The sequence below is a fragment of the Pseudoduganella rivuli genome (assembly GCF_009674485.1).
Lineage (GTDB): Bacteria > Pseudomonadota > Gammaproteobacteria > Burkholderiales > Burkholderiaceae_D > Rugamonas > Rugamonas rivuli_B.
The window spans coordinates 388562-412084 of the sequence record NZ_WKJJ01000005.1 but is presented as its reverse complement, the minus strand read 5'-3'; the positions used below and the strand labels follow the sequence as shown (position 1 = coordinate 412084).

The following is a 23523-nucleotide window of genomic DNA, read 5'->3' as shown; positions in this document are numbered from 1 at the left end:
ATTAGTGTTGCTCAGAATTTGTGCAGGATGCCCAGTTGCAGGCCCTTCAGGCGGCGGCCATCGATATCGGCGCCCGCCAGGTTGGCCGAGGGCGCGGCCGAGCTGCTGAAGCGGAATCCCGCATTGGTATCGTTTTTCAATACCGTGGCAAAGCCATACAACAAAGTGCGCTTCGATAAGTCGTAATAGCCGCCGATATTGGCGCTGCGCGCGCCGGCCTGGCCGCCGCTGGTGTCGTGCACGCCGCCCACCATCGCTCCCACGCGAAACTGCTGGCTGACGCGGTAATCGGCGGAGACTTCCCACAGGTTGTAAAAGCGGTTGGCGTTGGCATCCGTGCCGACAAAGCCATTGCCGGTGGCGCCCACGTTGCTGAGGATGGAGCCGGCATTGCGGCCCGCGGCGCTGGCGGTGGAATTGTTGCTGCGGCCCGCCGCCACATAAATCGTGCCCGGGCCATAGCGGTAGTTGGCGTACAGGTTGTGGTACTCGATCTTGCGGTTGACCTTGACCGTCGCGGGATCGGGGCTGGCGATGACGCCCGCGTAGCCGGCGCGCCATGCGCCCTGCTGCCAGTCGATGGCCAGCTGGCGCACGCCGCCGCCCACGCCCTGCCCGGCTTTTTCCGGCAGCGCGTAATGCAAATCGACCTGCACGCCATACAGCCGTGGCGATTTGTACGAAATATCGTTGTCGTAGCGGGACGGCACGCCAAAGGTATTGAACATGGAGCCGAACGTGGTGCGTTCCGTGTAATCGATGGCGCCGCCGATATAAAACACTTGCGTATTCTGGCGGCCCGCGCGGAATTCGCCGTATGGCGTATTCAGGCCGATCCACGCCTGGCGGTCGAACAGCCGGCTGGTGTCCGCGCCGGAACCCGTATCGGCATTGATGCCCTGCTCCAGCGTGAATTTGATTTGCAGGCCGTTGCCCAGTTCTTCCGTACCCCGCACGCCCAGGCGGCTGCGCAGGATGGCGCCATCGTTCAGGCCCGTGATGCTTTTCCCGGAATTGCTGCTGATGTAGCCGATGTATTCGTCGAAGGTGCCGTACAGGACTGCGCTGGAAGTATTCTGGGCTTGGGCGGACCACGCCGCCCCGGCCAGCAGCAGGGCTGCCGTAGTATTTTTATTCATGATGTCTCGGTGATGTTGTGATTTATAGTTTTACTGCGGGTACTGCCATGGCGGCTTCTGCGTCCGCCTGCGAAATTCATGGGATTTCAGGTGGCCGCCAGCGCCGCGATCGCCATCGCATAGCCGTGCACGCCGAAGCCGCACAGCACGCCCGCCGACACGGGCGACAAATACGAGTGGTGCCGGAACGGTTCGCGCGCATGCACGTTCGAGATGTGCAGTTCGATCACTTTTACTTGCGCGCCCTTGATGGCGTCATGCAGCGCCACCGACGTATGCGTATAGGCGCCGGCGTTGAACACTACGCCGGCCAGCGTGCCGGCCGCCTGGTCGGCGCCCGCCGCGTGCAGCGCATCGATCAGCGCGCCTTCGTGGTTCGACTGGCGAAAGTCCAGTGTGTAGCCATGCCGTTCGCAGGCGGCGCGGCACAGGTTTTCCACGTCGGCCAGGGTTTGCGCGCCGTATACGCCCGGTTCGCGCTGTCCCAGCAAGTTCAAATTCGGGCCGTTCAGCACCAGGATGGTTTGCTTGGTCATGAGCCGCCCCTTACGCCATTTCCGGATGGCCGGCCGTCGCCTGCAGCACCGTCACGCGGCGGCGCAGCACCTGGTCCGTCACCCACTTGGCGGAACGGTGCGCGCGCTGCGCCACCACTTCCGGTGTGAATTGCAGGTAATCGTCGTTGAACACTTCGAAGCTGAAATCGCCCCGGTAACCGTTGTGGTCCAGGCGGCGCAGCATGTTGGACAATTCCTTCGCATGGCTGCCTTCGCCGGGGAACACGCGCAAGTGGCGCGCGGTTTCCAGCCGCTCTTCGGCCGTGCGCACTTCGCGCCACATGAAGTCGGACAACTGCACCAGCGCGATCTTGTGCGCGGGGATGTCGTCGAGCTCCGTGAAGTCCGCGCGGTTGGCCAGCATGTGGAACGAGTCCAGCACGATGCCCAGGTTGGCGTGACCGGCCCGTTCCACCGCTTCCCACGATTGCTGGTACTGGTTCACGTGGCGGCCCCACGACAGGGCTTCATAACCGACCTTCACGCCCAGGGGCACGGCCAGGTTGGCCAGCTTGGCCAGGTCGCGCACGATGTGCTCCATGTCGCCCGTCGCATGGGCCGACGTGCTGGAACACACCATCAGCAGCGGCGAACCGACAGCCTTGCAAACCAGCAGCATCTGGCGCGCGATATCGAGCTTGTAATCGTGCAGCGCGCCGTCCAGCCCCTCGTAATCGCGCATCACCTGGATGCCCGTCACGCGCACGCCGCTGGCGCGCACCAGGCGCACCGCGTCGGCCAGCCCGGCCGGGTGTTGCGCCAGGTCTTTCGCCCACAGCATCAGCTGGGAAAAGCCGGCGGCTTTCGACGCCCGCAATTTCGCTTCCAGCGGACCGGCCAGCGTGACCGTATCCATACCGAAGTTGGACAGGTTCATAAAGCCTCCAGCGCGCGGAAATCGTCGGAATTGACGCCCGGCCAGCCAAAGCGCTCCAGGTACAGCGGGGCCTGTTCGATCAGCATTTCCTTGCCCTTCTGGATGCGGCAGCCGCGCGCCTGCGCTTCCGTCAGCAGGCGGCTCATTTCGATCTTCATGCCGCAATCGGCCACCACGCAGTCCGGCGAGACGCCGCGCAAATCGATCGGCATCGGATCGTCCGCGTGCATGCCCAGCGGCGTGCAATTGACCACCAGCTGATAACCTTCCGCCACCGGTTGGCCAAGCACCACGCGGCACAGCGGGAATGCCTGCTGCAGGCGGGCCCGCAGCGCTTCGGCCTGTTCGGCGCGGGTATCGCAAATCGCCACTTCGCCGATGCCGCGCGTGGCCAGCGCCTCGGCAATCGCGCAACCGACACCGCCGCTGCCCACCACCAGCGCTTTCGCACGGGTCCAGTCGAATGGCGCCCCCGCCAGCGTGCGGTCGAAGGCGCGGACAAAGCCTTCGCCATCGATCAAGTCGCCGATCACGGAACCGCCGTCATCCTTGTAGATCGCGTTGCAGGAGCCTGCCAGCAGCGCGCGCGGCGTCGGCTGGTCGACGGCCTCCACGCTCATCGGCTTGTGCGGAATCGAGACAAAGATGCCGCCCACGTTATCCATGGCCATCAGCGTGCGCACGGCGTTGATGTAATCCTGCGGCGGTACCTTGAACGGCACGACGCGGGCGTCGATATCATGGCGCTGGAAATAGGCGTTGAACAGCGCGGGCGCTTTCACCTGTTCCACGGGCCAGCCGATCACGGGGAAAATGCGGGTGGTGCCGGAAATCTCACGCATGGCCGCCTCCTAACGATTTGACCAGCTCGAAACTCACGCCGCCGCGATACAGCTGCGTCAACGCCCCCTTTTCACCCGACTGCACGGGTTCCCGGTCGACAAACACGATGCCCCGCTCGCGCAGCGTGCGCACGGCGGCCGGCACGTCCGGCGAGCCGAAGCCGACACGGATCAATTGCTCTTCCCACTGCAAGCCGCCGGCGCCGGCAGGCGGCTCCACCAGTTGCAGGTAAAAACTGCCGCATGGGCTTTGCAGCAGCATGCCTTTCGGCACCACGCCGAAATAGCTGCCCTCCGGCAGCGGGCGGAAGTCCATCAGTTGCTGGTAAAAGTCCGACCATTCGGCCGTGCGGCCTTCGCCGATGGCTTGCACCACGCCGAAGAAATGCAGGCCGGCCAGCGCCGGAGGGTTCGCATGGGCCTGTGCATGGGCAATCGGCTTGAAGTCCACGTCGTAGATGGAAAACTCGTCGCAGCGGTCGACGAAGTAGACAATGGAATCGCCGGCGCCGTGCACGCCGGGGATATTCAATTCCATCGCGCCGGCGCGGGTCTGGATCGCCCACGCGCCCATGCCGGTCGCGTGACGGTAAGCGGCATCGGCATCGCGCACGCGCAGCGCGATGGCGCTGATCACGGTCGATTGCGGCGCATCGTCTTCCTGCGGCAGCGCGCGGGGATCGGCATTGACGATCACGTTCATGCCGCCCTGGCGGTACAGCGTGACTTCGCGGGAGCGGTGGCGCGCGGTGGCGGTGAATCCCATCTGTTCCAGCAGCGCGCCCAGCGCCAGCGGCTGCGACGTCGCATATTCGATGAATTCGATACCGTCCACGCCGAGCGGGTTGTGTGGTGTTTGCATGGTGTGTTCCTTGCTCGTTTCTTTTGTATGCAGGGCAGTATAGAAACGGCAACGAGGCAAAAATAGCGGCGAAAACCGCACTTTCTGCGCTAATCGCGCAGATTGCGCGATTAGCGGACAGTTTTAATGCATAATGATGTGGCCTATGCAACAATCAACGCCATGAAAAAGCCACCGCTTTTAAACGTGCAAGTCGCGCAGCGCGACCTGATCGACGGCCTGGTCACGGGCCTGCAAGTGCTGGCCGCGTTCGACGACGACACCACGCGCCTGTCCGCCACCACGCTGGCGGAAAAGATCGGGATCAGCCGCAGCGCCGCGCGGCGCTACCTGCTGACCCTGGTGCACACCGGCATGGCCGCCACCGACGGCCGCCAGTTCTGGCTGACGCCCAAGGTGCTGACCCTGGGCCGCTCCTACCTCGACTCGGCGCGGCTGCCGCGCGCCATCGTGCCGTACCTGCAAAAGCTCACGGCGCAATTGCAGGAATCGACCAATTACTCGGTGCTGGAAGGGGACGACGTGGTGTACGTCAGCCGCGTCAACGCGCCGCGCCACCTGTCGCCGGGCTTTGAACCGGGTACGCGGTTGCCCGCCTATGCATCGACGGCGGGACGGGTGCTGCTGTCGGCATTGCCGGACGATCAGTTGCACGCTTGGCTGGCGCGGGTCGAACTGATCGCGTACACGCACCTGACCGTCACGGACAAGGACGTGCTGCTGCGCGAACTGCTGGCGATTCGCGAGACCGGTTTCGGCATCACGGAAAACCAGTATGAAATCGGCTTGCGCGGCATTTCCGTGCCGGTCAAAAGCCGCCACGGCCAGTTGATCGGCGCCCTCAGCGTGTCGATGCTGGCATCCGGCACGTCGAAGGCGGAAGCCACGGCCCGCTGCGTTCCCGCCTTGCAGGCGATGGCCAATACGCTGATGTTGTGGGTTTAGCGTCGCCATGGCGACACCAACCGGATCACGCTTTCAGGTATCCTGACCGGGGACAACCACGGACAGCACGCATAGATGTGAGTTCGCAGTCACTAGTCAATCGTAAGCCTTCACTGGCGCTGCGCATGGTGCTGGCCGCGCTGGTGTATTACGCGCTGGCCCGCCTGGGCTTGTTGATGGCGCTCGAGCAAAGCAATGCCAGCCCCGTGTGGCCGCCTTCCGGTTTTGCGCTGGCGCTGCTGCTGCGCTTTGGCATGCCCCTGTGGCCCGCCATCCTGGCCGGCGCGTTCTGCGCCAATGTGGCGGTCTTCAAATCCAATGCCGTCGCCGCGGATTCCGTGATCCTGGCCGCGTCCGGCGCCATCGCCATCGGCAACACGCTGGAAGGCGTGCTGGCCGCCTGGCTGTCGGCGCGCCTGCAGGTGCGTCCGCACCGCATGGAGTCGCAGATGGAAGTGTACCGCTACGTCGCCATTGCCGGCGGCGCCGCCATGGTGGCGGCGGCCACCGGCGTGCTGACCCTGGGCGCATCGGGCATCGTTCCCGCCCGCGCCCTGTTGACCGTGGCGGGCACGTGGTGGATCGGCGATTTCCTGGGCTTGCTGATCATTTCGCCGTTGCTGCTGGTGTTGTTCCGCCATCTGCGCAAGGAGAAAGCGCGCAGGCCGGCAGCCGCGCTGCTGCGCGTGGCGCCGCTGCTGGCCGCCACCGCTTGTGCCGCCGCGCTGGTCTTTTCGCCGCCGCCGGACGAATGGATCGTGCCGCGCGCCCTGCCCTACCTGTTGCTGGTATTCGTCGGCTGGGCCGCGGTACGGCATGGCCGGGCGGCCGTTTGCCTGGTACTGGCCATCATATGCGTCATCGCGGTGCCCGCCACCGTCCTGCAGCGCGGCGCGTTCGTGTCCGGCGTATTGCAGCATTCGCTGCTGTCGCTGTGCACCTTCCTCGCCATCCTTGCCATCGTCGCCTGGGTGCTGACGGCCGGCTATGCGGGCCACCGGATCCAGGGCCCGCACGCGGCCGACCAGCACCTGTGGCAGTCATGGACGCCGGCGCTGACATTGGGCCTGGGGATCGCGGTCACCGTCGGCGCCTGGGCGCTGGTCGATGCCGATACCGAACGGCGCACGCGGGAACGTTTCGACGATGCCGCCGAAACCGTGCGCGAAAAGCTGGCCACCCGCCTCGCGTCGTACGAATCGCTGCTGCGCTCCGGCGCCGCGCTGTTCGACGCTTCCGACTCCGTCGAACGTTCGGAATGGCAGGCCTATGTCACCGCCATCGACCTGGAGCACCATTATCCTGGCCTGCTGGGGCTGGGCTATGCGCGCTATATCCCGGCCGCGTCGGCGGCGGAACAGGAGGCCGCGCTGCGGCGCGAACTGCCGTCGTTTCACATCTGGCCGGAAGGCGCCCGCAGTGCGTACGTTCCCGTGACGTTCCTGGAACCGCAGAACGAGCGCAACCGCGCCGCATTCGGTTACGACATGCTGCAGGAGCCGGTGCGCCGGCGGGCACTGCTGGAAGCCATGCAGAACGGACGTCTCAGCGCATCGGGCCCCGTCACGCTGGTGCAGGAAATCACACACGACAAGCAGGTCGGCTTCCTGTTATACAACCCGGTCTACACGGGCGTGGCGCGCGTCGGGCAGGAAATGGGGCCGCCGACGGGATTCGTCTACAGCCCGTTCCGCATGCGCGACCTCGTCGCCGGCATCTTTGGCGGCAGCCTGCAACAAGTCCGGCTCGACATCCTCGACAGCACCCAGGACGGCAAACTCATGTATGAAAGCGCGGCCGACAGCGGCCCGGCCAGTTACCTGGCGCTGACCAGCATCGGCGCCGTCACCGTGGGCGACAACGGCCACCAGTGGATATTGCGCGTGCGCCCCAATGCCGCATTCGACGCCACCATCGACCGCGGCAAATCCCACCTGGTGCTGACCCTGGGCATCCTGGTCAGCCTGCTGTTTTACAGCGTCAGCCTCAATCTCGTCAAAGCGCGCCAGTTGGCGCAGGTGGACGTGGTGCGTTCCACCGCCAGCCTGGAACAATCGGAGGCGCGCTTCCGGCTGCTGACGGAAAATATCGCGAACCACGCCATCGTCCTGCTCGACCCGGACGGCAACATCGCGACGTGGAATGCCGGCGCGACGCGGCTGTTCGGCTATGCCGACAATGACATCATCGGCCGCCCCGTCGCGTGCCTGATCGGTCCCGAGGCGGCCGCCATGCATGCGGCCCGCGCCATGCTGGACACCGCCCTGCGGGCGGGCCAGTTCGAAGAGCTGGGCGAACGCACGCGGTGCGACGGCAGCGCTTTCCTCGCGCTGATGCAATTGTTCCCCGTGCCGGGCAAAAACGGAGGGTGTATAGGCTATGCGATGATCTTGCGCGACGTGACGCGGGAAAAGGCCGCGGAGTGGGAATTGAAGGAGGCAAAGACCCAGGCGGAGGCGGCAAGCGCGGCGAAGAGCCTGTTTGTCGCCAACATGAGCCATGAATTGCGCACGCCGATGAACGCGGTGCTGGGCGCCGTGCAATTGCTGGACCACACCCGGCTCAGCGCCGAACAGGCGGGGTTCGTGCAAATGATTTCCGTCGCGGGCAAATCGCTGCTGGCCGTGCTGAACGATGTGCTGGACTTTTCCAAGATCGAGGCGGGCAAGCTCGATGTGGCGCAGGAACCGTTTTATATCGACGACGTCGTCGATACACTCGCTTCCGTGATGGCCATCCATGCGGGCGAAAAAGGCTTGGCGGTGGCGATTTCCGTGGCGCCGGAGGTGCCGGTCAGCATGGTTGGCGACGCCCAGCGCCTGCAGCAAGTGATCCTGAACCTGGTGGGCAACGCCATCAAGTTTTCCGAGCGGGGCCACGTCACGGTTGCCCTCTTCACGACGCCGGGGCCGGACGGCAAGCCATGGCTGCGCTGCGAGGTGGCCGACACCGGCATCGGCATCGCGCCGGAACAGGTGGAGCGCCTGTTCATTCCCTTCAACCAGGCCGACAGTTCGATGGCGCGCCGCTTTGGCGGCACGGGCCTGGGCCTGGCGCTGTCGCGCCGCCTGGCGGCGCTGATGGGCGGTGCGCTGGATGTGCGCAGCGTGCCCGGTGAGGGCAGTACCTTCGGCCTGCAATTGCCGCTGCGGGCCGCCGCCCTGCCCGACCGCTATCCGCTGCCGGCCAATCTGCAGGGCATGCATTTGCTGTGCGTGGGACTCGGTGTGCAGGAACAGGCCAGCGTGGCGCGGATGGCGGAGCGCTGGGGATGCGTGGCCGATACCGCGCAGGACGCCGGCGAAGCGCGCCGCGTGGCGCTGGCCGCCGCCGCACAGGGCCACGCCTACGGCGCCATTTTGGCGGCGCAATCCCATATCGGCGCTCTGGCGGCGCCGGATTCGCCCCAGGCGCCGCTGCTGATCGAAGCAACCCATGCCTATGCCTTGCAGTCCGGGCGGTATACGGCGGGTGTCGATGCGGTGCTGACGCATCCGCTGACGCGCTCCGCGTTGTATCATGTGCTGCTTGCCGGCGCCGCACGGATTGCGGCCGGCGCCGGAGAACGCAACAGTCCCCCCATGACACTTGACCTGCCTGACGACAGCCCATACATCCCGCCTGATTCCGAGCAGCCGCTGGCCGGCTTGTCGCTGCTGCTGGTGGAAGACAATTTGCTGAACCAGGTGGTGGCGCGCAACATGCTCGAGCATGGCGGCGCCGCCGTGGCGATCGCCAATAACGGCAAGGAAGCGGTGGACTACCTGAGCAGCCACGCCGGCAACACCGACGCGGTGATCATGGACGTGCAAATGCCCGTCATGGACGGCTTTGAAGCCACCCGCCGCATCCGCAATGAACTGGGATTACGGATACCCGTGCTGGCCATGAGCGCCGGCGTCACGCTGAACGAACAGGCGCAATGCCAGGCGGCGGGAATGGATGACTTTATTGCCAAGCCGGTCGACTGGGCCGACTTGCTGGCGGTGGTGCAAAAACACTGCGCACGTCCCGCCGGATAAAAACAACTTAGCGGAACAACGCAGGCGCGGTGGGACGCAGCATGTCCCAGCCCAGCTGGCGGCGGATTTCCTGCATCGATGGCGGCGGGCAACGCTCGGCCTGGCGCGCTTCCAGGTATTGCCGGATTTGTTCCTTGGTCGGGTGCTTTTGCTGCGTCATGTCCGCTCTCCTGATTGTTACGATCCTGTGACTGCTGGGGTCATCTTAGGCGCGTCGCTGCTCAATTTCCAATCAAGTTCTTGATAATGATGATATCGATTCCGATATCGGTACCTTAGCTGGCGCGCGAAGCCATGGCCGGCAGCGATTTCCAGCTCAGGATGCCCGGCATCTTGAAGTGCACGGTGCGCAGGCCGGATTTGCGGGCCGCCAGCAGGTTCGGCAGCGACGTATCGATCAACACGGTTTCGTCCGCGTGCACGCCCATGGTGCGCAGCGCCAGCGCATGCATGCCGTCGTGGTGGCGGTGGCCGGCGTCGTGGCGGGAAGCCACCAGCGTGAACTTGCTGTTGACATCATTGCCAAACAATTGCTCCAGCAGCGCGGCGGCGGACGGCGCCGGCAAATCGCTGATGACGCCCAGCTTGCAGCCGGCATCGAGCGCATCCTTGATCAGTTGCACGCCGCGGGGGTTGGCTTCCGGCTTGCGGGTCGCCAGCGCGTCGTGGAAATGCCGGTGGTGCGCGGCATTCAGGTCGATGGCGCGCGAGCGCTTGCCGCCCTTTTCATTCTTTTCCTCCTGTGGCAGCGCCACGTCCAGCACCCGGGTCCAGCCCACGGTGGACGCCACTTCGCGCAATTCCGGCATGCTCCAGCGCAGCGGCACGCCCGTGCCCTCCATCGCGGCGTGAATGGCCGCCAGGTGCAGCGGCGCCGTATCGAACAGGATTTCATCCAGGTTCAGCAAAATCGCATTGATCGTCATGGCTCGTTTCCTCATGGTGGGTGCTTGCAGAGCTGTCAATATACGATCGTTAATCGCGGAAGAAAAATTAATTATTATTCGCGATTGATAAGTATTACCTTATGCTTTCACCACACCGCCGGCATGGATTTCAAGGCTTCTCTATAATTGGTATTAGCACTACCAGATAGTCCTCCTGTTACCTCGCCCGCCATGCTGATCACCGACCCGCTGTTTTATGCCGCAGCCATTCCCGCCGTTCTGTTGACGGGCATTTCCAAGGGCGGCTTCGGCAGCGCACTGGGCGGCATGGCCGTGCCGCTGATGGCGTTGACCATCCCGCCCGTGCAAGCGGCCGCCGTCATGCTGCCGATCCTGTGCCTGATGGACCTGGTGGGCTTGCGCGCCTATTTCCGCAAATGGGATAGCGACAACCTGAAAATCATGCTGCCCGGTGCGCTGATTGGTATTGTCCTTGGCGCGCTGACCTTCGGCATGCTGTCCGAGAGCGTGATCCGCCTGCTCATCGGCGCGCTGGCCATCGCCTTCGCCGTCAATAGCTGGCTGGGCCTCGCTGCCAGGCGGAATGTGGCGGGGCGCTCGGTCGTCAAGGGGACGTTCTGGTGCGGCGTGTCCGGGCTGACCAGTTTCATAGCCCATGCGGGCGGGCCGCCCGTGGTGGCGTACTTGCTGCCGCAGCAACTGGACAAGGTGCGCTACGTCGCCACCATCAGCGTGTTCTTTGCCTTCGTCAACGCCGCGAAACTGGTGCCGTACGCGTGGCTGGGCCAGTTTTCGTCCGATAACCTGGCCACCAGCCTGGCGCTGGCGCCGCTGGTGCCGCTGGGCGTGCGCTTCGGCATGTGGCTGCAGGACCGGATCAATACGTTGTGGTTTTGCCGGATTGCGCAGACCGGGTTGCTGGTTACCGGTATCCAGTTGATATACAGGGATATCGGCTACCTGTTTTAAAGAGCGTCAGTCCGCAGCGTCGACGTAGATGGCACGGAAGTCGTTCACGTTGGTCAGTGTCGGGCCGCACACCACGGAATCGCCCAGCGCCTGGAAGAAGCCGTGGCCATCGTTGTCGGCCAGGCTGTCGCGCGGCTTGATGCCCAGCGCCCTGGCCCGTTCCAGCGACCCCGGGTCGAGCAGCGCGCCGGCGATTTCCTCCGCGCCATCCACTCCGTCCGTATCGCACGCAATCGCGTGGATCCCCGTGTGGCCATCGAGCGCCACACCCAGCGCCAGCAGGAATTCCACATTGCGCCCGCCCCGGCCCTTGCCGCGCACCGTCACCGTGGTTTCTCCACCCGACACCAGAATGCAGGGCGGCGAAAACGGCTGCGACCACCTGGCCACCTGGCGCGCGATGCCCGCCATGACGATGCCGACGTCGCGCGCCTCGCCTTCGATGCTGTCGCCGAGAATGTGGACGGCCACGCCTGCTTCGCGCGCCACGGCGGCCGCCGCTTCCAGCGCCCGCTGCGGCGTGGCGATCATGCGTGTCTCACAGCGCGCCAGGCGCGGATCGCCCGGCTTGATGGATTCGCCCGCGCCGCTTTCCAGCAACGCCAATACCTGCGGCGGAATGTCGATGGCATAACGCCGCAGGATCGCCAGCGCATCGGCGCAGGTCGTGGCATCGGCCACCGTGGGGCCGGACGCGATATCGACCGGATCGTCGCCCGGCACGTCCGACATCAGCAAGGTCACCACGCGCGCCGGCCAGCATGCCGCCGCCAGCTTGCCGCCCTTGATGGCCGACAAGTGGCGCCGCACGCAATTCATTTCCGAAATCGTCGCACCGGACGCCAGCAGCGCGCGGTTGATGGCTTGCTTGTTTTCGAGCGTCAGGCCTTCGCCCGGCTGCACCAGCAGCGCGGAGCCGCCGCCGGACACCAGGCACACCACCAGGTCGTCTTCCGTCAGCCCCGTCACCAGTGCGCGGATCCGGCGCGCCGCCTCCAGCCCCGCCGCATCGGGCACCGGATGCGCGGCTTCCACGATGGCGATGCGCTCGCACGGAACCGCGTAGCCATAGCGCGTCACCACCAGTCCCTCCAGGGGGCCGGGCCAGTGGCGCTCGAACACACGCGCCATCTCGGCCGACGCCTTGCCGGCGCCGATCACGATGGTGCGCCCTTTCGGCGCTTCCGGCAGGTGCAGCGGCAGGCAGGCGGACGGCTGCGCCGCGGCGACCGCGGCGTCGAACATGCGCCGCAACAGCGTTCGGTGGATGCCCATGCAGCCTCCTTACCTGGCGGCGATTTCGTGGTTGCCCATGATTTCCAGCGCCCGCACCAGCGCGGAATGGTCCCAGGCCTTGCCGCCGTGGGCCACGCAGGTATTGAACAATTCCTGCGCGGTGGCGGTGTTCGGCAGACTCAGGCCCAGCTGGCGCGCATTCGACAGCGCCAGGTTCAAGTCTTTCTGGTGCAGCTCAATGCGGAAGCCCGGATCGAAAGTGCGCTTGATCATGCGCTCGCCGTGCACTTCCAGGATACGCGACGCGGCAAAGCCGCCCATCAGCGCCTGGCGCACCTTGGCCGGATCGGCGCCCATGCGCGAGGCGAACAGCAGCGCTTCGGCCACGGCTTCGATGTTCAGCGCCACGATGATCTGGTTCGCCACTTTCGTGGTCTGGCCGTCGCCGTTGCCGCCCACCAGTGTGATGTTCTTGCCCATCAGTTCGAACAGGGGCTTGACGGTGTCGAACGCCTCCTGCGGGCCGCCCACCATGATGGTCAGGCTCGCGGCTTTCGCGCCCACTTCGCCGCCGGACACGGGCGCGTCCAGGTAAGCGCAGCCCAGTGCATTGATTTTTTCAGCAAACTGCTTGGTTTCAATCGGCGAGATCGAGCTCATGTCGACCACGATCTTGCCGGCAGTCAGGCCTTGCGCCACGCCGCCGTCATCGAACAGCACGGACGCCACGTGCGGCGTATCCGGCACCATGGTGATGATGATGTCGGCCTGCCGCGCCACTTCCTTGCCGCTGGCGCAGTCAATCGCGCCTTGCTCCAGCAACGCGGCCGGCGCGGGCTTGTGGTCGTGCACGTACAGCGTGTGGCCGCCCTTGATCAGGTTTGCCGCCATGGGCGCGCCCATGATGCCCAGGCCGATAAATCCAACTTTGCTCATTTTGCCTCTCCTTGAATGGTATTTACGCTGCCTGCTTGAAACGGCCGCACAATGCTTCCGCGCCGCGCGCCAGCAAGCCGATATCGCTGCCGATGGCGACATAGGTGGCGCCCGCCGCGATATAGCGGCGCGCCAGCGCCTCGTCGCCCGTCAGGACACCGGCCGCCTTGCCGGTGGCGACGATGCGCTTGATGGCCGATTCGATGGCGGCCACCACTTCAGGGTGGCCCAACTGGCCGATATAACCCATGCTGGCGGCCAGGTCGCCGGGGCCGATAAACACGCCGTCGACGCCTTCCAGCGCGGCAATCGCTTCAATGTTGCCGATCGCGTGCGGCGTTTCCACCTGCAGCAACAGGCAGAGTTCTTCTTCGCACACCAGCGGATAATTTTTCACGCGGCCGTAATCGGACGCCCGGGCCGCCGCGGAATAACCGCGCACGCCAAGCGGCGGATAGCGCGTGGCCGCCACGGCCCGGCGCGCTTCTTCCTCGTCCTGTACGAACGGGATCAACAGCGTTTGGGCGCCCACGTCCAGCAAACGCTTGATGACCACCGTGTCGTTCCACGCCGGACGCACGATGGGGTGCGTCGTACTGTGGGCAATGGCCTGCAATTGCGAGTGCACCATTGGCAATTCGTTGGGCGAATGTTCGGTGTCCAGCAACAGCCAGTCGAACCCCGCGTTGGCCAGCAATTCCACGGTAATGTTGTTCGACAGCCCGGACCACAGGCCCACCTGCAATTGCTTCGCCTTGAGCGCCCGCTTGAAGTGGTTGATTCTGATGTTCACAGTCCTGCTCCTTTCATGGTTTTTGCCATTCATTTAAGTCATAGGATGTCATACAACATGAATCGAGTATAGGCGCGCTTATCTTTTATTGCAACGGGGTTATCGTTATCAGGACAGGAAATTAAAAAGGCCCGCATACGGGCCTTGGGGGAAGAATTTCGGGGACGGCGCCGCGCTACGCCTTGCGGTAGCGTTCCAGCAGTTGCGGCAATGGCATGGGGCGGCCCAGCAGGTAGCCCTGCACCAGAGTGCAGCCGAACTGGCGCAAGTAACCCAGCTGCGAATCGGTTTCCACGCCTTCGGCAATCACGCCGATACCCATGTTGCGGCCCAGGTCCAGCATGGTGCGCACGATGGCGCAATCGTCCCGTTCGCGCGGCACTCCCTGCAGGAAGCCGCGGTCGATCTTCAGCGACGCGATCGGCAACGTTTTCAGCAGCGACAGCGACGAATACCCCATGCCGAAGTCATCGAGGCTGATTTCAAAGCCCAGTTGCGTCAATTTGCGCATGATCGGCAGCGACGTGTCGATGTGCGACATCACCATGTTTTCCGTCAGTTCGATTTGCAGGCTGGAAGGATCGATGCCGGCTGCGCGCACGGTCGCCATCAGTTCCGCCGGCAAATCGCTGTCGAGGAATTCCGGCGCCGCCATGTTGATGTGCACTTTGAGGCCGTGCATACCGGCCGCATGCAGGCGCGGCAAATCGTGGCACACCTGCTGCACCACCCAGCGTCCCAGGTGCACGATCAGGCGGCTTTGCTCCGCCACGGGAATGAACTGGTCGGGCGGCACGATGGTGCCGTCGGACTTGCGCCAGCGGATCAGCGCTTCCACCGCCGCCAGCGCTTCGCCGTGGGCATCCATGATCGGCTGGTAAACCAGGAAAAATTCGCCGCGCTCGAAACCGTGCTGCAATTCCGACAGCATGATCAACTGCTTCGCCAAGACATCCTGCTCGGCGCCCTGCGCATCGCTGTAATGGCTGACGCGGTTGCGGCCATTGCGCTTGCTGGCATACATGGCGGCATCGGCCGCGTGCAGCAGTTGCGCCGTGTTGGCGCCGTGCGACGGGTACATGCTGATGCCGATGCTGGCCGACACCGACAACTCGTGTCCCATGTACTGGAACTGTTCGCGCGCGCAGGCCGCCACGCGCTGCGCCAGCGCTTCGACAGCCTGCGGTTCCAGTCCATAACCCGTCATCATGGCGAATTCGTCGCCGCCCAGGCGCGCCACCACCGCCCCTTCCGGCGCCAGCTCCCGCAAGCGCTCGGCAAAGGCCTTCAGGACCACGTTGCCGGCCGCGTGGCCAAACGCGTCGTTGATGGGCTTGAACTGATCCAGGTCGATATACAGCACGCCAAAGCTGGCGCACGGCGGACACTGCTCGCACGCGCGGTCCAGCAGGTAATGGAAATGCGCGCGGTTGACCAGCCCCGTCATTTCATCAGTCTGCGCCAGCACGCGCATGCGTTCCTGCTGCGCCATGCGCTGCGCGGTCTGCGCAATCAGCGCGCTGATCGATTCGGCCAGTCCCGGCAATTGCGCTTCACGCTGGCGCGGTTCGCGGGAAAAGAATTCCAGGATGCCGGCGCTGTGCAAGCCGCCGTCGCCCCCGGTGTACGTCACGGGGAAGAAATAGCCCGATTGCAGACCGCAGCGGCGCGCGCTGGCAAAGCGCCCCCCGTCTTCCGTGTCCGTGCTGGCATCGACCCATTGCGCCTTGCCGCTCCAGACCTGTCCCAGCACGCCATGGCAGGTATCGCCGGAAGCCGTCGTCGTGACGGCGCGCAGTTCCGAATAATCGCCCGTGGCGGCATGCCACACGTGGCGGCAACGCAGCACGCCGGTACGGCCTTCCGGTTCCTCGCGCACCCAGAACGCCCCCCAGTCCCAGCCCAGTTCATCGCACACCAGCTGGATGATCTTGTGGATCGCGGCGTCGAAGGTATCGGTGCCGATCAAATATTGCGTCAGCGCGAAGCTGAAGCGTTCGCGCATGGCGGCATGCTTGGTGGACGTGATGTCGACCACCATGCCCGCCACAATGGCTTCCCCTTCGCGCGCGACCGGTTGCACCTTCAGCCAGCGCGTCCCCTTGCCCGTCACATTGACGCGGAATTCGCAGGCCGTGCCCAGGTGGACATCGGTGATGGCGTCGAGCGTGCTGCGCAGGCGCCACGCATCCTGTGGCGCCACGTTCAGCAGCGCATCGGCCACTTCATGGCAGCCGCTGGCGGCAATGCCCAGCAGCGATGCCGCCACCGCCGATAAATACAGGCGGCCGTGCCGATGCTCATACCACCAGCGGCCCAGCCCCGCCGCCTCATCGACGGCGCTGGCGCGCAAGGCCCGCTCGCGCACAATGCGCCAGGAATCCCCCGATGCGGGACCCGACGGTGGCGCCAGGGCTGCGGCCAGGATGTCTTCGCGGGGGAACGGCAGGCAATCGGTCTTCATGGTCTTTCGGCTTCTCTGCACTAAATGAGTGCGTCAATGACCCACAATCGATCAAAACTCACACCATGCGGCCTGGGTCCGGGGCCGCATGGTGCGTAGCAGCAAATGCCGTGCCATGGGGCCTTTCTCCACGAAATCCTGATGCCGATGGTATGATCGGCAAAGCAAACATGACAATAGATCAACAGCATCAGACCAATAGCCCCGGGAGATTGAATGACCAAGCGGATCAAGCATCAGGCAAGGAAACGCACGCAGGCGCTGGCAGCGGGCGCGCTGCTGGCGGCAAGCCACTTCGCCGCAGCGCAAACCACCATGGACGCGGACAACCCGGTCCGCGTTGAAATCACAGGTTCGGCCATCAAGCGCGTGGAAGCGGAAACGCCGCTGCCGGTGCACATCATCACGCGCGCGGAGATGGACAAGGCAGGTGTGACGACGGCGGCGGAGCTGATTGCGCGGATTGCGGCCAACATGGGCGGCCAGACAGATGGATCCAGCATCACCGATGGCCGCGACCAGCGCGGCTTCAACAGCGCCAACCTGCGCGGCATCGGCACCTCGTCCACGCTGGTCTTGCTGAACGGCCGCCGCATGGCGAACTTCGCGTCGCCCGGCGACGACACCGGTGTGGACTTGAATAATATTCCCGCCGCCGCGCTGCAGCGCGTGGAAGTGTTGCTCGATGGGGCTTCGTCGCTGTATGGTACGGACGCGATTGGCGGCGTGATCAACTTTATTACGCGGCGCGATTTCCAGGGTGTGGAGCTGGGCGCCTATGGCGCATCCACCAAAGAAGGCGGCGCGGGCAAGCGCACCGCCAGCATTGCGGCCGGTATCGGCGACCTGGTGCAAAACGGCTTCAATGTGTTTGGCGTGGCGGACTTCCAGCGCACGGACAGCCTCAGCACGTCGCAACGCAGCTTCATCAAGGATTTGCACATCGACGAGCGGCTGGGACACTTGTTGTCCGGCTACACCAACCCGGCCAATATCCGCCTGACGTCTGCGCAGCGCGACCATTTGCAGGATATCGGCTACACCATCAATGGCAAGCCGATCGTCAACCGGATGATCAACCTGTCCGCCCCCGATTGCGCGCCGCCGGCCAACCTGTACCTGCCGCTCGGCACCGGTGGTGAAAACGGTTGCACCTACAACTACATGCGCGACACCGAGCTGTATCCGAAATCGGAAAAAGCCAGCTTCCTGGGCCGTGCCGTATTCCAGCTGAACCCCGTGGCACAACTGTATGCCGAAGCATCCTATGCGCGTGCCCGCACCCACTACGTCGCCTCGACCGCGCGCGTCAAGGCCTATATCGATTACCGCAAGGTGCCGCAACTGGCCAACACGGGCCTGGACACGCTCGATGACGACACGCCCGGCGAGCTGGAGTTGCGCATACGCCTCAATGAGGCGGGGCGCCGCACCAGTGAATTGACCAGCACCGGCACACGCGTGGTGGTCGGCATGAACGGCGTTGCCGGCAAATGGGATTACGACGTGGCCATCAACCACAGTGTCAACACAGTGGCGGACAAGGATACCCGCGGCTACCTGCTGTACGACAAGCTCCAGCAAGGCATTGCCGATGGCGTCATCAATCCGTTCGGCCCTTCCAGCGCGGCCGGTGTGGCGCTGCTGAACTCCATTCAGGTCAACGATGACGTGCGCCATTCGCACGGCACCATGGACAGCATCGACTTCAAACTCAGCCGCGAACTGGGACGGATGGAGGGTGGCGCGATGGCGCTGGCCATCGGCGGCGAAGCGCGGCACGAACGCACGCGCTTCAACCCGTCGGCCTTGCTGTTGAGTGACAACATCAACAATGACGACGCCCCCCCGGGCGGACGCGCCACCAGCGACAGCCGCCATGTCGAAGGCGTCTATGGCGAATTGCTGCTGCCGTTCGCCAAACAATGGGAAGCGCAACTGTCGGCCCGTTATGACCACTACCAGATCGTGGGCGGCGCGGCCAGCCCGAAAGTCGGGATCAGCTACCGGCCATCGTCGGAACTGATGCTGCGCGGTTCGGCGGGACGCGGCTTCCGCGCGCCATCGATGGTGGACCTGTTCCGACCAACGCTGGTCAGCGCCACGGCTACACTGCCCGACCCGGCATATTGCGCGACGGTCGACAACAACTATGCCGATTGCGCGGACAATTGGGAAGCCCGCCGTTACAGTAACAAGAACCTGAAGCCAGAACACAGCCGCCAGGTTTCCGTGGGCGCCGTGTGGGCCGCCACGCGGGACGCCAATCTGTCGCTTGATTACTGGAACATCAAGCGCACCGACCTGATCTCCGAAATCGGCGATGACATCATTCTCGGCAATCTGGCCAAATACGGCAACCTGGTGCACCGCGATGAAGACGGTTTGATCGATTACATCGAACTGCACAAGGAAAACCGCGGCGCGCAGCAGGCATCCGGGCTGGATGTATCGGTCGACTGGCGCGGTACGCAAACACCGATCGGCCGCATCGGCGCCCGTCTGAACGGCACCTATGTGCTGAAATCACGCATCCAGAACGCACCGGGCGATGCTTACGTCAGCAACCTGGGGCGCTTCGTGACGGATGGCGTGGTTCAGCGCTGGCGCCATACCGCCACGTTCGATTGGGAACAGGGACCGCTGTCGGCCTACCTGTCGCACACGTATTCAAGCGGCTATGACGACCAGAATACCGCCATCAACGTCGACAACGGCACGGTGGTGGCGCCGAACCGCGTCAAGGCGTATTCGCTGTGGGACATGTCGGCCACCTACGCGTGGAACAAGCAGCTGAAATTGCGCGCCGGCGTGCAAAACATCTTCGACACCAGCCCGCCGTATTCGAACCAGGCGTATTACTTCATCTCCGGCTACGACCCGACCTACACGGATCCGCGTGGACGGCGCTGGTTTGGCAGCGTGACGTACTCGTTCAAATAGCCTCCTAACTCGGGAGAGGCGCCATGGCAGGGCCTCCCCCGCTGTCGAGTACGTGGTCGGGGCGGCAGCGCCAATAGCCCCGTTGCGTTAAATGCTGCACCGACCAGCCCCGCCACCGCTCCTAGGATGGATGCCGACGCGGCCATTCCGGTCCGCACGCAGCCAGGAGCACAGCATGAACTCCATCGATCAGCAGCAACCCGAAAGCAACCATTGCGACCTGTCCGGTCCGGACGCCGTACACCGCATCCGCGACATGGTCGACGACGCCAAGACTTGTTTCTTTTGCACGGCCGGCGGCGTGCGCCCGATGAGTCCATTGGAAGTCGACGACAACGGCAACTTGTGGTTCCTCAGCGCAGCGGACAGCCACAAGAACGACGAACTCGACGCCAACCCGGCGGTGCGCCTGTATTTCCAGGGCTCGGCGCACTCGGGTTTCCTGTATCTCGACGGCCACGCCATCGTTTCACGCGACCAGGCGCGTATCCACGAACTGTGGAACTTCGCGCTGAAAACCTGGTTCACGCAGGGTGAAGCCGATCCCCGCATCACGGTGATCCGCGTGACGCCGACGCAAGGCTACTATTGGGACAACAAGCATGGCGACGCGGTGGCCGGCGCCAAGATCATGGCCGGCGCCGTCATCGGGAAAACCCTGGACGACAGTATCCAGGGCCAGTTGCGCCTCTGAGCCGCGGCTACGTGCTCAGCCTGCGCAGCACCGCCGGCACGATGAGTTTGTGCATGGGCGCGACGGGGATCATGTAAATGCGCCCCAGCAGTCCATGCAAGTGCACGACCGTCGACACGGCAACGGCATCCTGGCCGTCATGGCGCAGCTTGCAGACCGACACTTGCACGCGCAAGTGCTTGTCGTCGTCACCGAGGATGACTTCATCGTCCGACACGCGCAGCACCCTGAAAATGCCGGCACGGTCGCCCGGCTTGTAATCCGCGGCCGCCTTGCCGGCGCGCAGGCTGCCCAAACTGCCGAGGTTCTTCAAGCCCACCAGCCCCACCACGCGGTTTCGCACCGACATCAGGAAGTTGACCCAGCCCGGCGTGCGCCGCACCACGTCGAGATACATCTGCATCGCCGTGCGCCCGTGCGGCGCCACCGTGGTTTGCCAGCAATCGTGGAAATAGGCGCCGGCCAGCTCCGTGTTCAGGTGGCTGGCGGCAGGGATGGCGGTTTCAAAGATGGGCGCGTTCATTGCCGGAAGAATAACATGTGCCCATCAACCCCGCCCTATTGCGGCAAGGTGTTCACGTCGACCGCTGGCGCGATGCCCGTCGCGGGCCGCGTGAAGTTCTGGTTCACCGGCACGTAGGGGCTGAAGAAACCGCCGTTGCGCAAGTAAAAACGTCCATTCTGCAAGCCGCCCGCATAATCCATGCGCTGCGCATTGGTGGCGGTCGCATCGCCCGTAAAGCGCGCCGTGGTCAGTTCGGTCCACGTCCCGGACGTGTTGCGCGCCCACTGGTTGCCATACTGTGCGCTGCGTTCCAGGTAGCCGTTGGTGTCGATGAAGTTTTCCAGGAACGAATGCACGCCGGTCAGGTACGTGCTGATGGCCGGACGCTTCCAGGTGGCGATGAAGCGCCAGCTGGCCAGTTCCGGCGCATAGAACCAGGCCGAATAGTCGGTGGCGCCTGCGCCGTCCGGACGGGCGCGCGTGATGAAGCGGTAAGTCGTTCCCGCCGCCCAGTTGTACACGAGGTAGGACTGGCCGCCCGTGCCCTCGCCGCCAAAGGTGTTGTCGACGACACCGGCGCCCTTCTTCACCAAGGTGGTCTTGGCGCCGTTGTCCGCATCCCAGACGGAAAACAGGATCCACCGTTCAGAGGGAGACTTGACCTGGATGCCGAAATAGCCCTGGCCGAAACCGTTGGCCATGTAATACGACCCGATCTTGTCCTGCCCCGCCGGCACCGTGACTTCGTTGTAGAAATATTCCGTGTTGGCCGGCGCCGTGTAGCCCAGGTGAACCGACGGACCGCGGCGCGACCAGTAGTAATTGGCCGCGTCGTTGGCGTAATTCAGGCCGGCGCTGGTGGTCACCTTCAATGCCGACACGTCGCCAAAGTAGCCGCCACTCTTGCTGACGCCCTGCAAATCCACCCGCACATAGCCGGGCGCCGCCACGTTGACCGTGCCGACAGCGTAGGTCTTGCTGGCGGCGCCGGATAGGTTGACGTTGAACGGCGTGCCGTTGATAGTGACTTTCACGGTACTGCTGGAACTGCCGGCCAGCTTCGCATCCATCGCCACGGTCGCACTGCCTGCCGCGTCCATGCGGAACCACGCGCTGGTGACCGTATTGGCACTGGTCCAGTTGGCCAGGCCGTTGCTATTGATGACTTCCGTTGCGCCGGCCGGGGCGCTGGTGATGAAGGCGTTGCCGGCCAGGGCCACCGTGGCGGCGGTGGCGGCGGGCGCGCCCTGTATGGCGCGCGGCGACTCGGTTGTGACGGCGGTGGGGCCGCCACAACCGGCCAATGCCAAAATAACGAACTGCACCAGCAAACTTCTACGTTTCATGTTTCGGTCTCCTGAGTAGCATGCATGGCGGCTTCCGCGTTGCGGAAACCGCCCTACGGTTACGGCCGCTGGCCAAAGTTAATACTTGTCGTCGAATGCAAAGATCGGCTTGCGTTTCGCCCACTGCCCGTTGGTAAAGTCCGGGAAGTCCAAGGTCTGGAAGCCTTGCTTGATCGATTGTTCGGACAGCGGCGTGATGGCGCTCCATGTTACCGCGTCGTAGATATCGATCGGCATCGGCGCCCTGGCCTTCAGCGCTTCGATGAAGGCGTGGATCACGAAATAATCCATGCCGCCATGGCCGGCGCCGGCCGCCTGGTCGCCATACTTACGCCACAGCGGGTGGTCGAATTTATCCTGGTACCCCTGGAAATCGTCCCACTGGTGCGGCTTGCTGACGCCTTCGATGTGGATGCCATGGTTCACGTCCATCCACAAGCCGTTGGTGCCCTGCACGCGGAAGCCCAGTGAATACGGGCGCGGCAGCGATGTATCGTGCTGCAGCAGGATGGTCTCGCCGTTTTCGCACGAAATCGTCGTGGTGACGACGTCGCCCAGCTTGAACTTCGCCTGCGCGTTCGGATGGTCGGCGCCGCCCTGCTTCACCACGTAGTCGTGCAGGCCGCGCGCCTTGGTGGCAAAGGTATTGATGCGGGTGAAGCGGTTGCCCCGGTTGATGTTGGTGTACATCGCGCACGGGCCGATGCCATGGCTGGGATACAGTTCGCCATTGCGCTGCACCGAGTGTTCCGTGCGCCAGCGCGCTTCCGACCAGCCCTTGCTGCCGAATTCCACGCCGCTGCCATAGGGTTTGGCCGGATCGCCGTTGTTGAACTTCACGGCCCGCAAATCATGCTGGTAACCGCCCTGCAGGTGCACCAGTTCGCCGAACAGGCCGGAGCGCACCATTTGCAGCACGGCCAGCACGTCGCGGCGGTAGCAGACGTTTTCCAGCAACATGTACGGCGTGCCCGTTTTCAGCTGGGTATTCAGCACATCCCAGTGTTCCTGCAGCGATACGCCCGCCACCACTTCGCATCCCACCGCCACCCTGGCCTGCATGGCGTCGATCGCCATTGGCGCATGCCATTCCCACGGCGTGGCAATGATGACGCCGTCGAGCAGCTTCGCATCGAGCATGGCGCGGTATGCATGCTGGTCGCCCTTGTCATTGCCATTGGCGCCAAAGGTGCGGGGACGGGGCTTGCCGGCCTTTTCGGCCAGCGCCAGCGCCTTGCCCAGCATGATGGGTTCGATGTCGCACAAGGCCGCCACTTCCACGTCGTCGCGGCGCAGCAGTTCGCGCAGCAGCACCTGGCCCCGCATGCCGGTGCCGATCATGCCGATGCGCAGCCGCTCGCGTCCCGTGGCGCCGAATGCCTTCGGCACTGCCAGCGCGGCGCCGGCGCCACCGGCGGCGGTCAGGAATTGGCGTCGATTGAATAACTTTTCCATCTATTGATCTCGTTGTCGGGTTGAAGCGGA

Annotated in this window: 19 protein-coding genes; 5 read left to right on the top strand and 14 right to left on the bottom strand. The window is 64.2% G+C overall.

Annotated features, from left to right (window positions below; genetic code table 11):
* Window positions 1–11 precede the first annotated feature (11 nt).
* The 5 genes from GJ700_RS10525 to GJ700_RS10505 all read right to left on the bottom strand — a co-directional run bounded on the left by GJ700_RS10525 (window position 12) and on the right by GJ700_RS10505 (window position 4277).
* The gene (locus GJ700_RS10525; protein WP_154373392.1) at window positions 12–1139 is read right to left on the bottom strand and encodes a porin; all 1128 of its coding nucleotides are present in this window, start codon (window positions 1137–1139) and stop codon (window positions 12–14) included.
* 86 nt (window positions 1140–1225) lie between these two features.
* Window positions 1226–1675: a type II 3-dehydroquinate dehydratase gene (gene aroQ / locus GJ700_RS10520; RefSeq protein ID WP_154373390.1), complete on the bottom strand. Its 450-nt coding sequence runs from the start codon at window positions 1673–1675 to the stop codon at window positions 1226–1228.
* A 10-nt stretch (window positions 1676–1685) separates the two neighbouring features.
* A complete protein-coding gene (locus tag GJ700_RS10515) occupies window positions 1686–2573 on the bottom strand; it encodes a sugar phosphate isomerase/epimerase family protein (RefSeq protein ID WP_154373388.1) in 888 nt (295 codons plus the stop codon).
* Entirely contained in the window at window positions 2570–3415 is an 846-nt protein-coding gene (locus GJ700_RS10510; RefSeq protein WP_154373386.1) for a shikimate dehydrogenase family protein, read from the bottom strand. Before GJ700_RS10510 ends, GJ700_RS10515 begins: the two co-directional genes overlap by 4 nt.
* Entirely contained in the window at window positions 3408–4277 is an 870-nt protein-coding gene (locus GJ700_RS10505) for a 4-hydroxyphenylpyruvate dioxygenase (protein ID WP_154373384.1), read from the bottom strand. Before GJ700_RS10505 ends, GJ700_RS10510 begins: the two co-directional genes overlap by 8 nt.
* A 162-nt stretch (window positions 4278–4439) precedes the next feature.
* On the opposite strand from GJ700_RS10505, the gene GJ700_RS10500 reads away from it, so the two are divergent.
* Window positions 4440–5222, top strand: a complete 783-nt coding sequence (locus GJ700_RS10500; protein ID WP_154373382.1) for an IclR family transcriptional regulator domain-containing protein — start codon at window positions 4440–4442, stop codon at window positions 5220–5222.
* Window positions 5223–5299: 77 nt separating this feature from the next.
* Complete coding sequence (locus tag GJ700_RS10495; protein ID WP_154373380.1) at window positions 5300–9244, top strand: CHASE domain-containing protein; 3945 nt, start codon at window positions 5300–5302, stop codon at window positions 9242–9244.
* Window positions 9245–9251: 7 nt separating this feature from the next.
* Here the strand turns inward: GJ700_RS10495 and GJ700_RS34955 are convergent, their stop codons facing one another.
* Both GJ700_RS34955 and GJ700_RS10490 read right to left on the bottom strand, forming a co-directional pair.
* Window positions 9252–9404 carry a hypothetical protein gene (locus tag GJ700_RS34955; RefSeq protein WP_195763850.1) on the bottom strand — a complete coding sequence of 51 codons (153 nt, stop codon included), beginning with the start codon at window positions 9402–9404 and terminating at the stop codon, window positions 9252–9254.
* A gap of 115 nt (window positions 9405–9519) precedes the next feature.
* Window positions 9520–10170 carry an HAD hydrolase-like protein gene (locus GJ700_RS10490; RefSeq protein WP_195763849.1) on the bottom strand — a complete coding sequence of 217 codons (651 nt, stop codon included), beginning with the start codon at window positions 10168–10170 and terminating at the stop codon, window positions 9520–9522.
* 192 nt (window positions 10171–10362) lie between these two features.
* Here GJ700_RS10490 and GJ700_RS10485 point away from each other — a divergent pair, with 192 nt between their 5' ends.
* The gene (locus GJ700_RS10485) at window positions 10363–11121 is read left to right on the top strand and encodes a sulfite exporter TauE/SafE family protein (protein ID WP_154373366.1); all 759 of its coding nucleotides are present in this window, start codon (window positions 10363–10365) and stop codon (window positions 11119–11121) included.
* A 6-nt stretch (window positions 11122–11127) separates the two neighbouring features.
* Here the strand turns inward: GJ700_RS10485 and GJ700_RS10480 are convergent, their stop codons facing one another.
* From GJ700_RS10480 to GJ700_RS10465, 4 genes are all read right to left on the bottom strand, one after another.
* Window positions 11128–12396: a glycerate kinase type-2 family protein gene (locus GJ700_RS10480; protein WP_154373364.1), complete on the bottom strand. Its 1269-nt coding sequence runs from the start codon at window positions 12394–12396 to the stop codon at window positions 11128–11130.
* Between the two features lie 9 nt (window positions 12397–12405).
* Window positions 12406–13293 carry a 2-hydroxy-3-oxopropionate reductase gene (glxR, locus tag GJ700_RS10475; protein WP_229506909.1) on the bottom strand — a complete coding sequence of 296 codons (888 nt, stop codon included), beginning with the start codon at window positions 13291–13293 and terminating at the stop codon, window positions 12406–12408.
* 22 nt (window positions 13294–13315) lie between these two features.
* Window positions 13316–14086, bottom strand: a complete 771-nt coding sequence (locus GJ700_RS10470) for an aldolase/citrate lyase family protein (RefSeq protein WP_371867908.1) — start codon at window positions 14084–14086, stop codon at window positions 13316–13318.
* Between the two features lie 175 nt (window positions 14087–14261).
* A complete protein-coding gene (locus tag GJ700_RS10465) occupies window positions 14262–16550 on the bottom strand; it encodes a putative bifunctional diguanylate cyclase/phosphodiesterase (protein ID WP_154373358.1) in 2289 nt (762 codons plus the stop codon).
* A gap of 216 nt (window positions 16551–16766) precedes the next feature.
* Here GJ700_RS10465 and GJ700_RS10460 point away from each other — a divergent pair, with 216 nt between their 5' ends.
* Window positions 16767–19493, top strand: a complete 2727-nt coding sequence (locus tag GJ700_RS10460; protein ID WP_154373355.1) for a TonB-dependent receptor — start codon at window positions 16767–16769, stop codon at window positions 19491–19493.
* A 175-nt stretch (window positions 19494–19668) separates the two neighbouring features.
* Window positions 19669–20187 carry a pyridoxamine 5'-phosphate oxidase family protein gene (locus GJ700_RS10455; RefSeq protein ID WP_154373353.1) on the top strand — a complete coding sequence of 173 codons (519 nt, stop codon included), beginning with the start codon at window positions 19669–19671 and terminating at the stop codon, window positions 20185–20187.
* A 7-nt stretch (window positions 20188–20194) separates the two neighbouring features.
* Here the strand turns inward: GJ700_RS10455 and GJ700_RS10450 are convergent, their stop codons facing one another.
* The 3 genes from GJ700_RS10450 to GJ700_RS10440 all read right to left on the bottom strand — a co-directional run bounded on the left by GJ700_RS10450 (window position 20195) and on the right by GJ700_RS10440 (window position 23493).
* Window positions 20195–20710 carry a DUF2867 domain-containing protein gene (locus GJ700_RS10450; RefSeq protein WP_154373351.1) on the bottom strand — a complete coding sequence of 172 codons (516 nt, stop codon included), beginning with the start codon at window positions 20708–20710 and terminating at the stop codon, window positions 20195–20197.
* Window positions 20711–20745: 35 nt separating this feature from the next.
* Window positions 20746–22038 carry a DUF3472 domain-containing protein gene (locus GJ700_RS10445; protein ID WP_154373349.1) on the bottom strand — a complete coding sequence of 431 codons (1293 nt, stop codon included), beginning with the start codon at window positions 22036–22038 and terminating at the stop codon, window positions 20746–20748.
* A gap of 78 nt (window positions 22039–22116) precedes the next feature.
* On the bottom strand, window positions 22117–23493 hold the full coding sequence (locus tag GJ700_RS10440; RefSeq protein ID WP_154373348.1) for a Gfo/Idh/MocA family protein: 1377 nt from the start codon (window positions 23491–23493) through the stop codon (window positions 22117–22119).
* Between the last annotated feature and the right edge of the window lie 30 nt (window positions 23494–23523).

What these genes read in the sequence shown, in the direction of transcription:
- aroQ (WP_154373390.1), bottom strand. Translation starts at nt 1,675, where the DNA reads ATGACCAAGCAAACCATCCTGGTGCTGAACGGCCCGAATTTGAACTTG.
- GJ700_RS10490 (WP_195763849.1), bottom strand. Translation starts at nt 10,170, where the DNA reads ATGACGATCAATGCGATTTTGCTGAACCTGGATGAAATCCTGTTCGAT.
- GJ700_RS10460 (WP_154373355.1), top strand. Translation starts at nt 16,767, where the DNA reads ATGACCAAGCGGATCAAGCATCAGGCAAGGAAACGCACGCAGGCGCTG.
- GJ700_RS10465 (WP_154373358.1), bottom strand. Translation starts at nt 16,550, where the DNA reads ATGAAGACCGATTGCCTGCCGTTCCCCCGCGAAGACATCCTGGCCGCA.
- GJ700_RS10440 (WP_154373348.1), bottom strand. Translation starts at nt 23,493, where the DNA reads ATGGAAAAGTTATTCAATCGACGCCAATTCCTGACCGCCGCCGGTGGC.
- GJ700_RS10445 (WP_154373349.1), bottom strand. Translation starts at nt 22,038, where the DNA reads ATGAAACGTAGAAGTTTGCTGGTGCAGTTCGTTATTTTGGCATTGGCC.
- GJ700_RS10525 (WP_154373392.1), bottom strand. Translation starts at nt 1,139, where the DNA reads ATGAATAAAAATACTACGGCAGCCCTGCTGCTGGCCGGGGCGGCGTGG.
- GJ700_RS10505 (WP_154373384.1), bottom strand. Translation starts at nt 4,277, where the DNA reads ATGCAAACACCACACAACCCGCTCGGCGTGGACGGTATCGAATTCATC.
- GJ700_RS10455 (WP_154373353.1), top strand. Translation starts at nt 19,669, where the DNA reads ATGAACTCCATCGATCAGCAGCAACCCGAAAGCAACCATTGCGACCTG.
- GJ700_RS10485 (WP_154373366.1), top strand. Translation starts at nt 10,363, where the DNA reads ATGCTGATCACCGACCCGCTGTTTTATGCCGCAGCCATTCCCGCCGTT.
- GJ700_RS10480 (WP_154373364.1), bottom strand. Translation starts at nt 12,396, where the DNA reads ATGGGCATCCACCGAACGCTGTTGCGGCGCATGTTCGACGCCGCGGTC.
- GJ700_RS10510 (WP_154373386.1), bottom strand. Translation starts at nt 3,415, where the DNA reads ATGCGTGAGATTTCCGGCACCACCCGCATTTTCCCCGTGATCGGCTGG.
- GJ700_RS10515 (WP_154373388.1), bottom strand. Translation starts at nt 2,573, where the DNA reads ATGAACCTGTCCAACTTCGGTATGGATACGGTCACGCTGGCCGGTCCG.
- glxR (WP_229506909.1), bottom strand. Translation starts at nt 13,293, where the DNA reads ATGAGCAAAGTTGGATTTATCGGCCTGGGCATCATGGGCGCGCCCATG.
- GJ700_RS10450 (WP_154373351.1), bottom strand. Translation starts at nt 20,710, where the DNA reads ATGAACGCGCCCATCTTTGAAACCGCCATCCCTGCCGCCAGCCACCTG.
- GJ700_RS10500 (WP_154373382.1), top strand. Translation starts at nt 4,440, where the DNA reads ATGAAAAAGCCACCGCTTTTAAACGTGCAAGTCGCGCAGCGCGACCTG.
- GJ700_RS34955 (WP_195763850.1), bottom strand. Translation starts at nt 9,404, where the DNA reads ATGACGCAGCAAAAGCACCCGACCAAGGAACAAATCCGGCAATACCTG.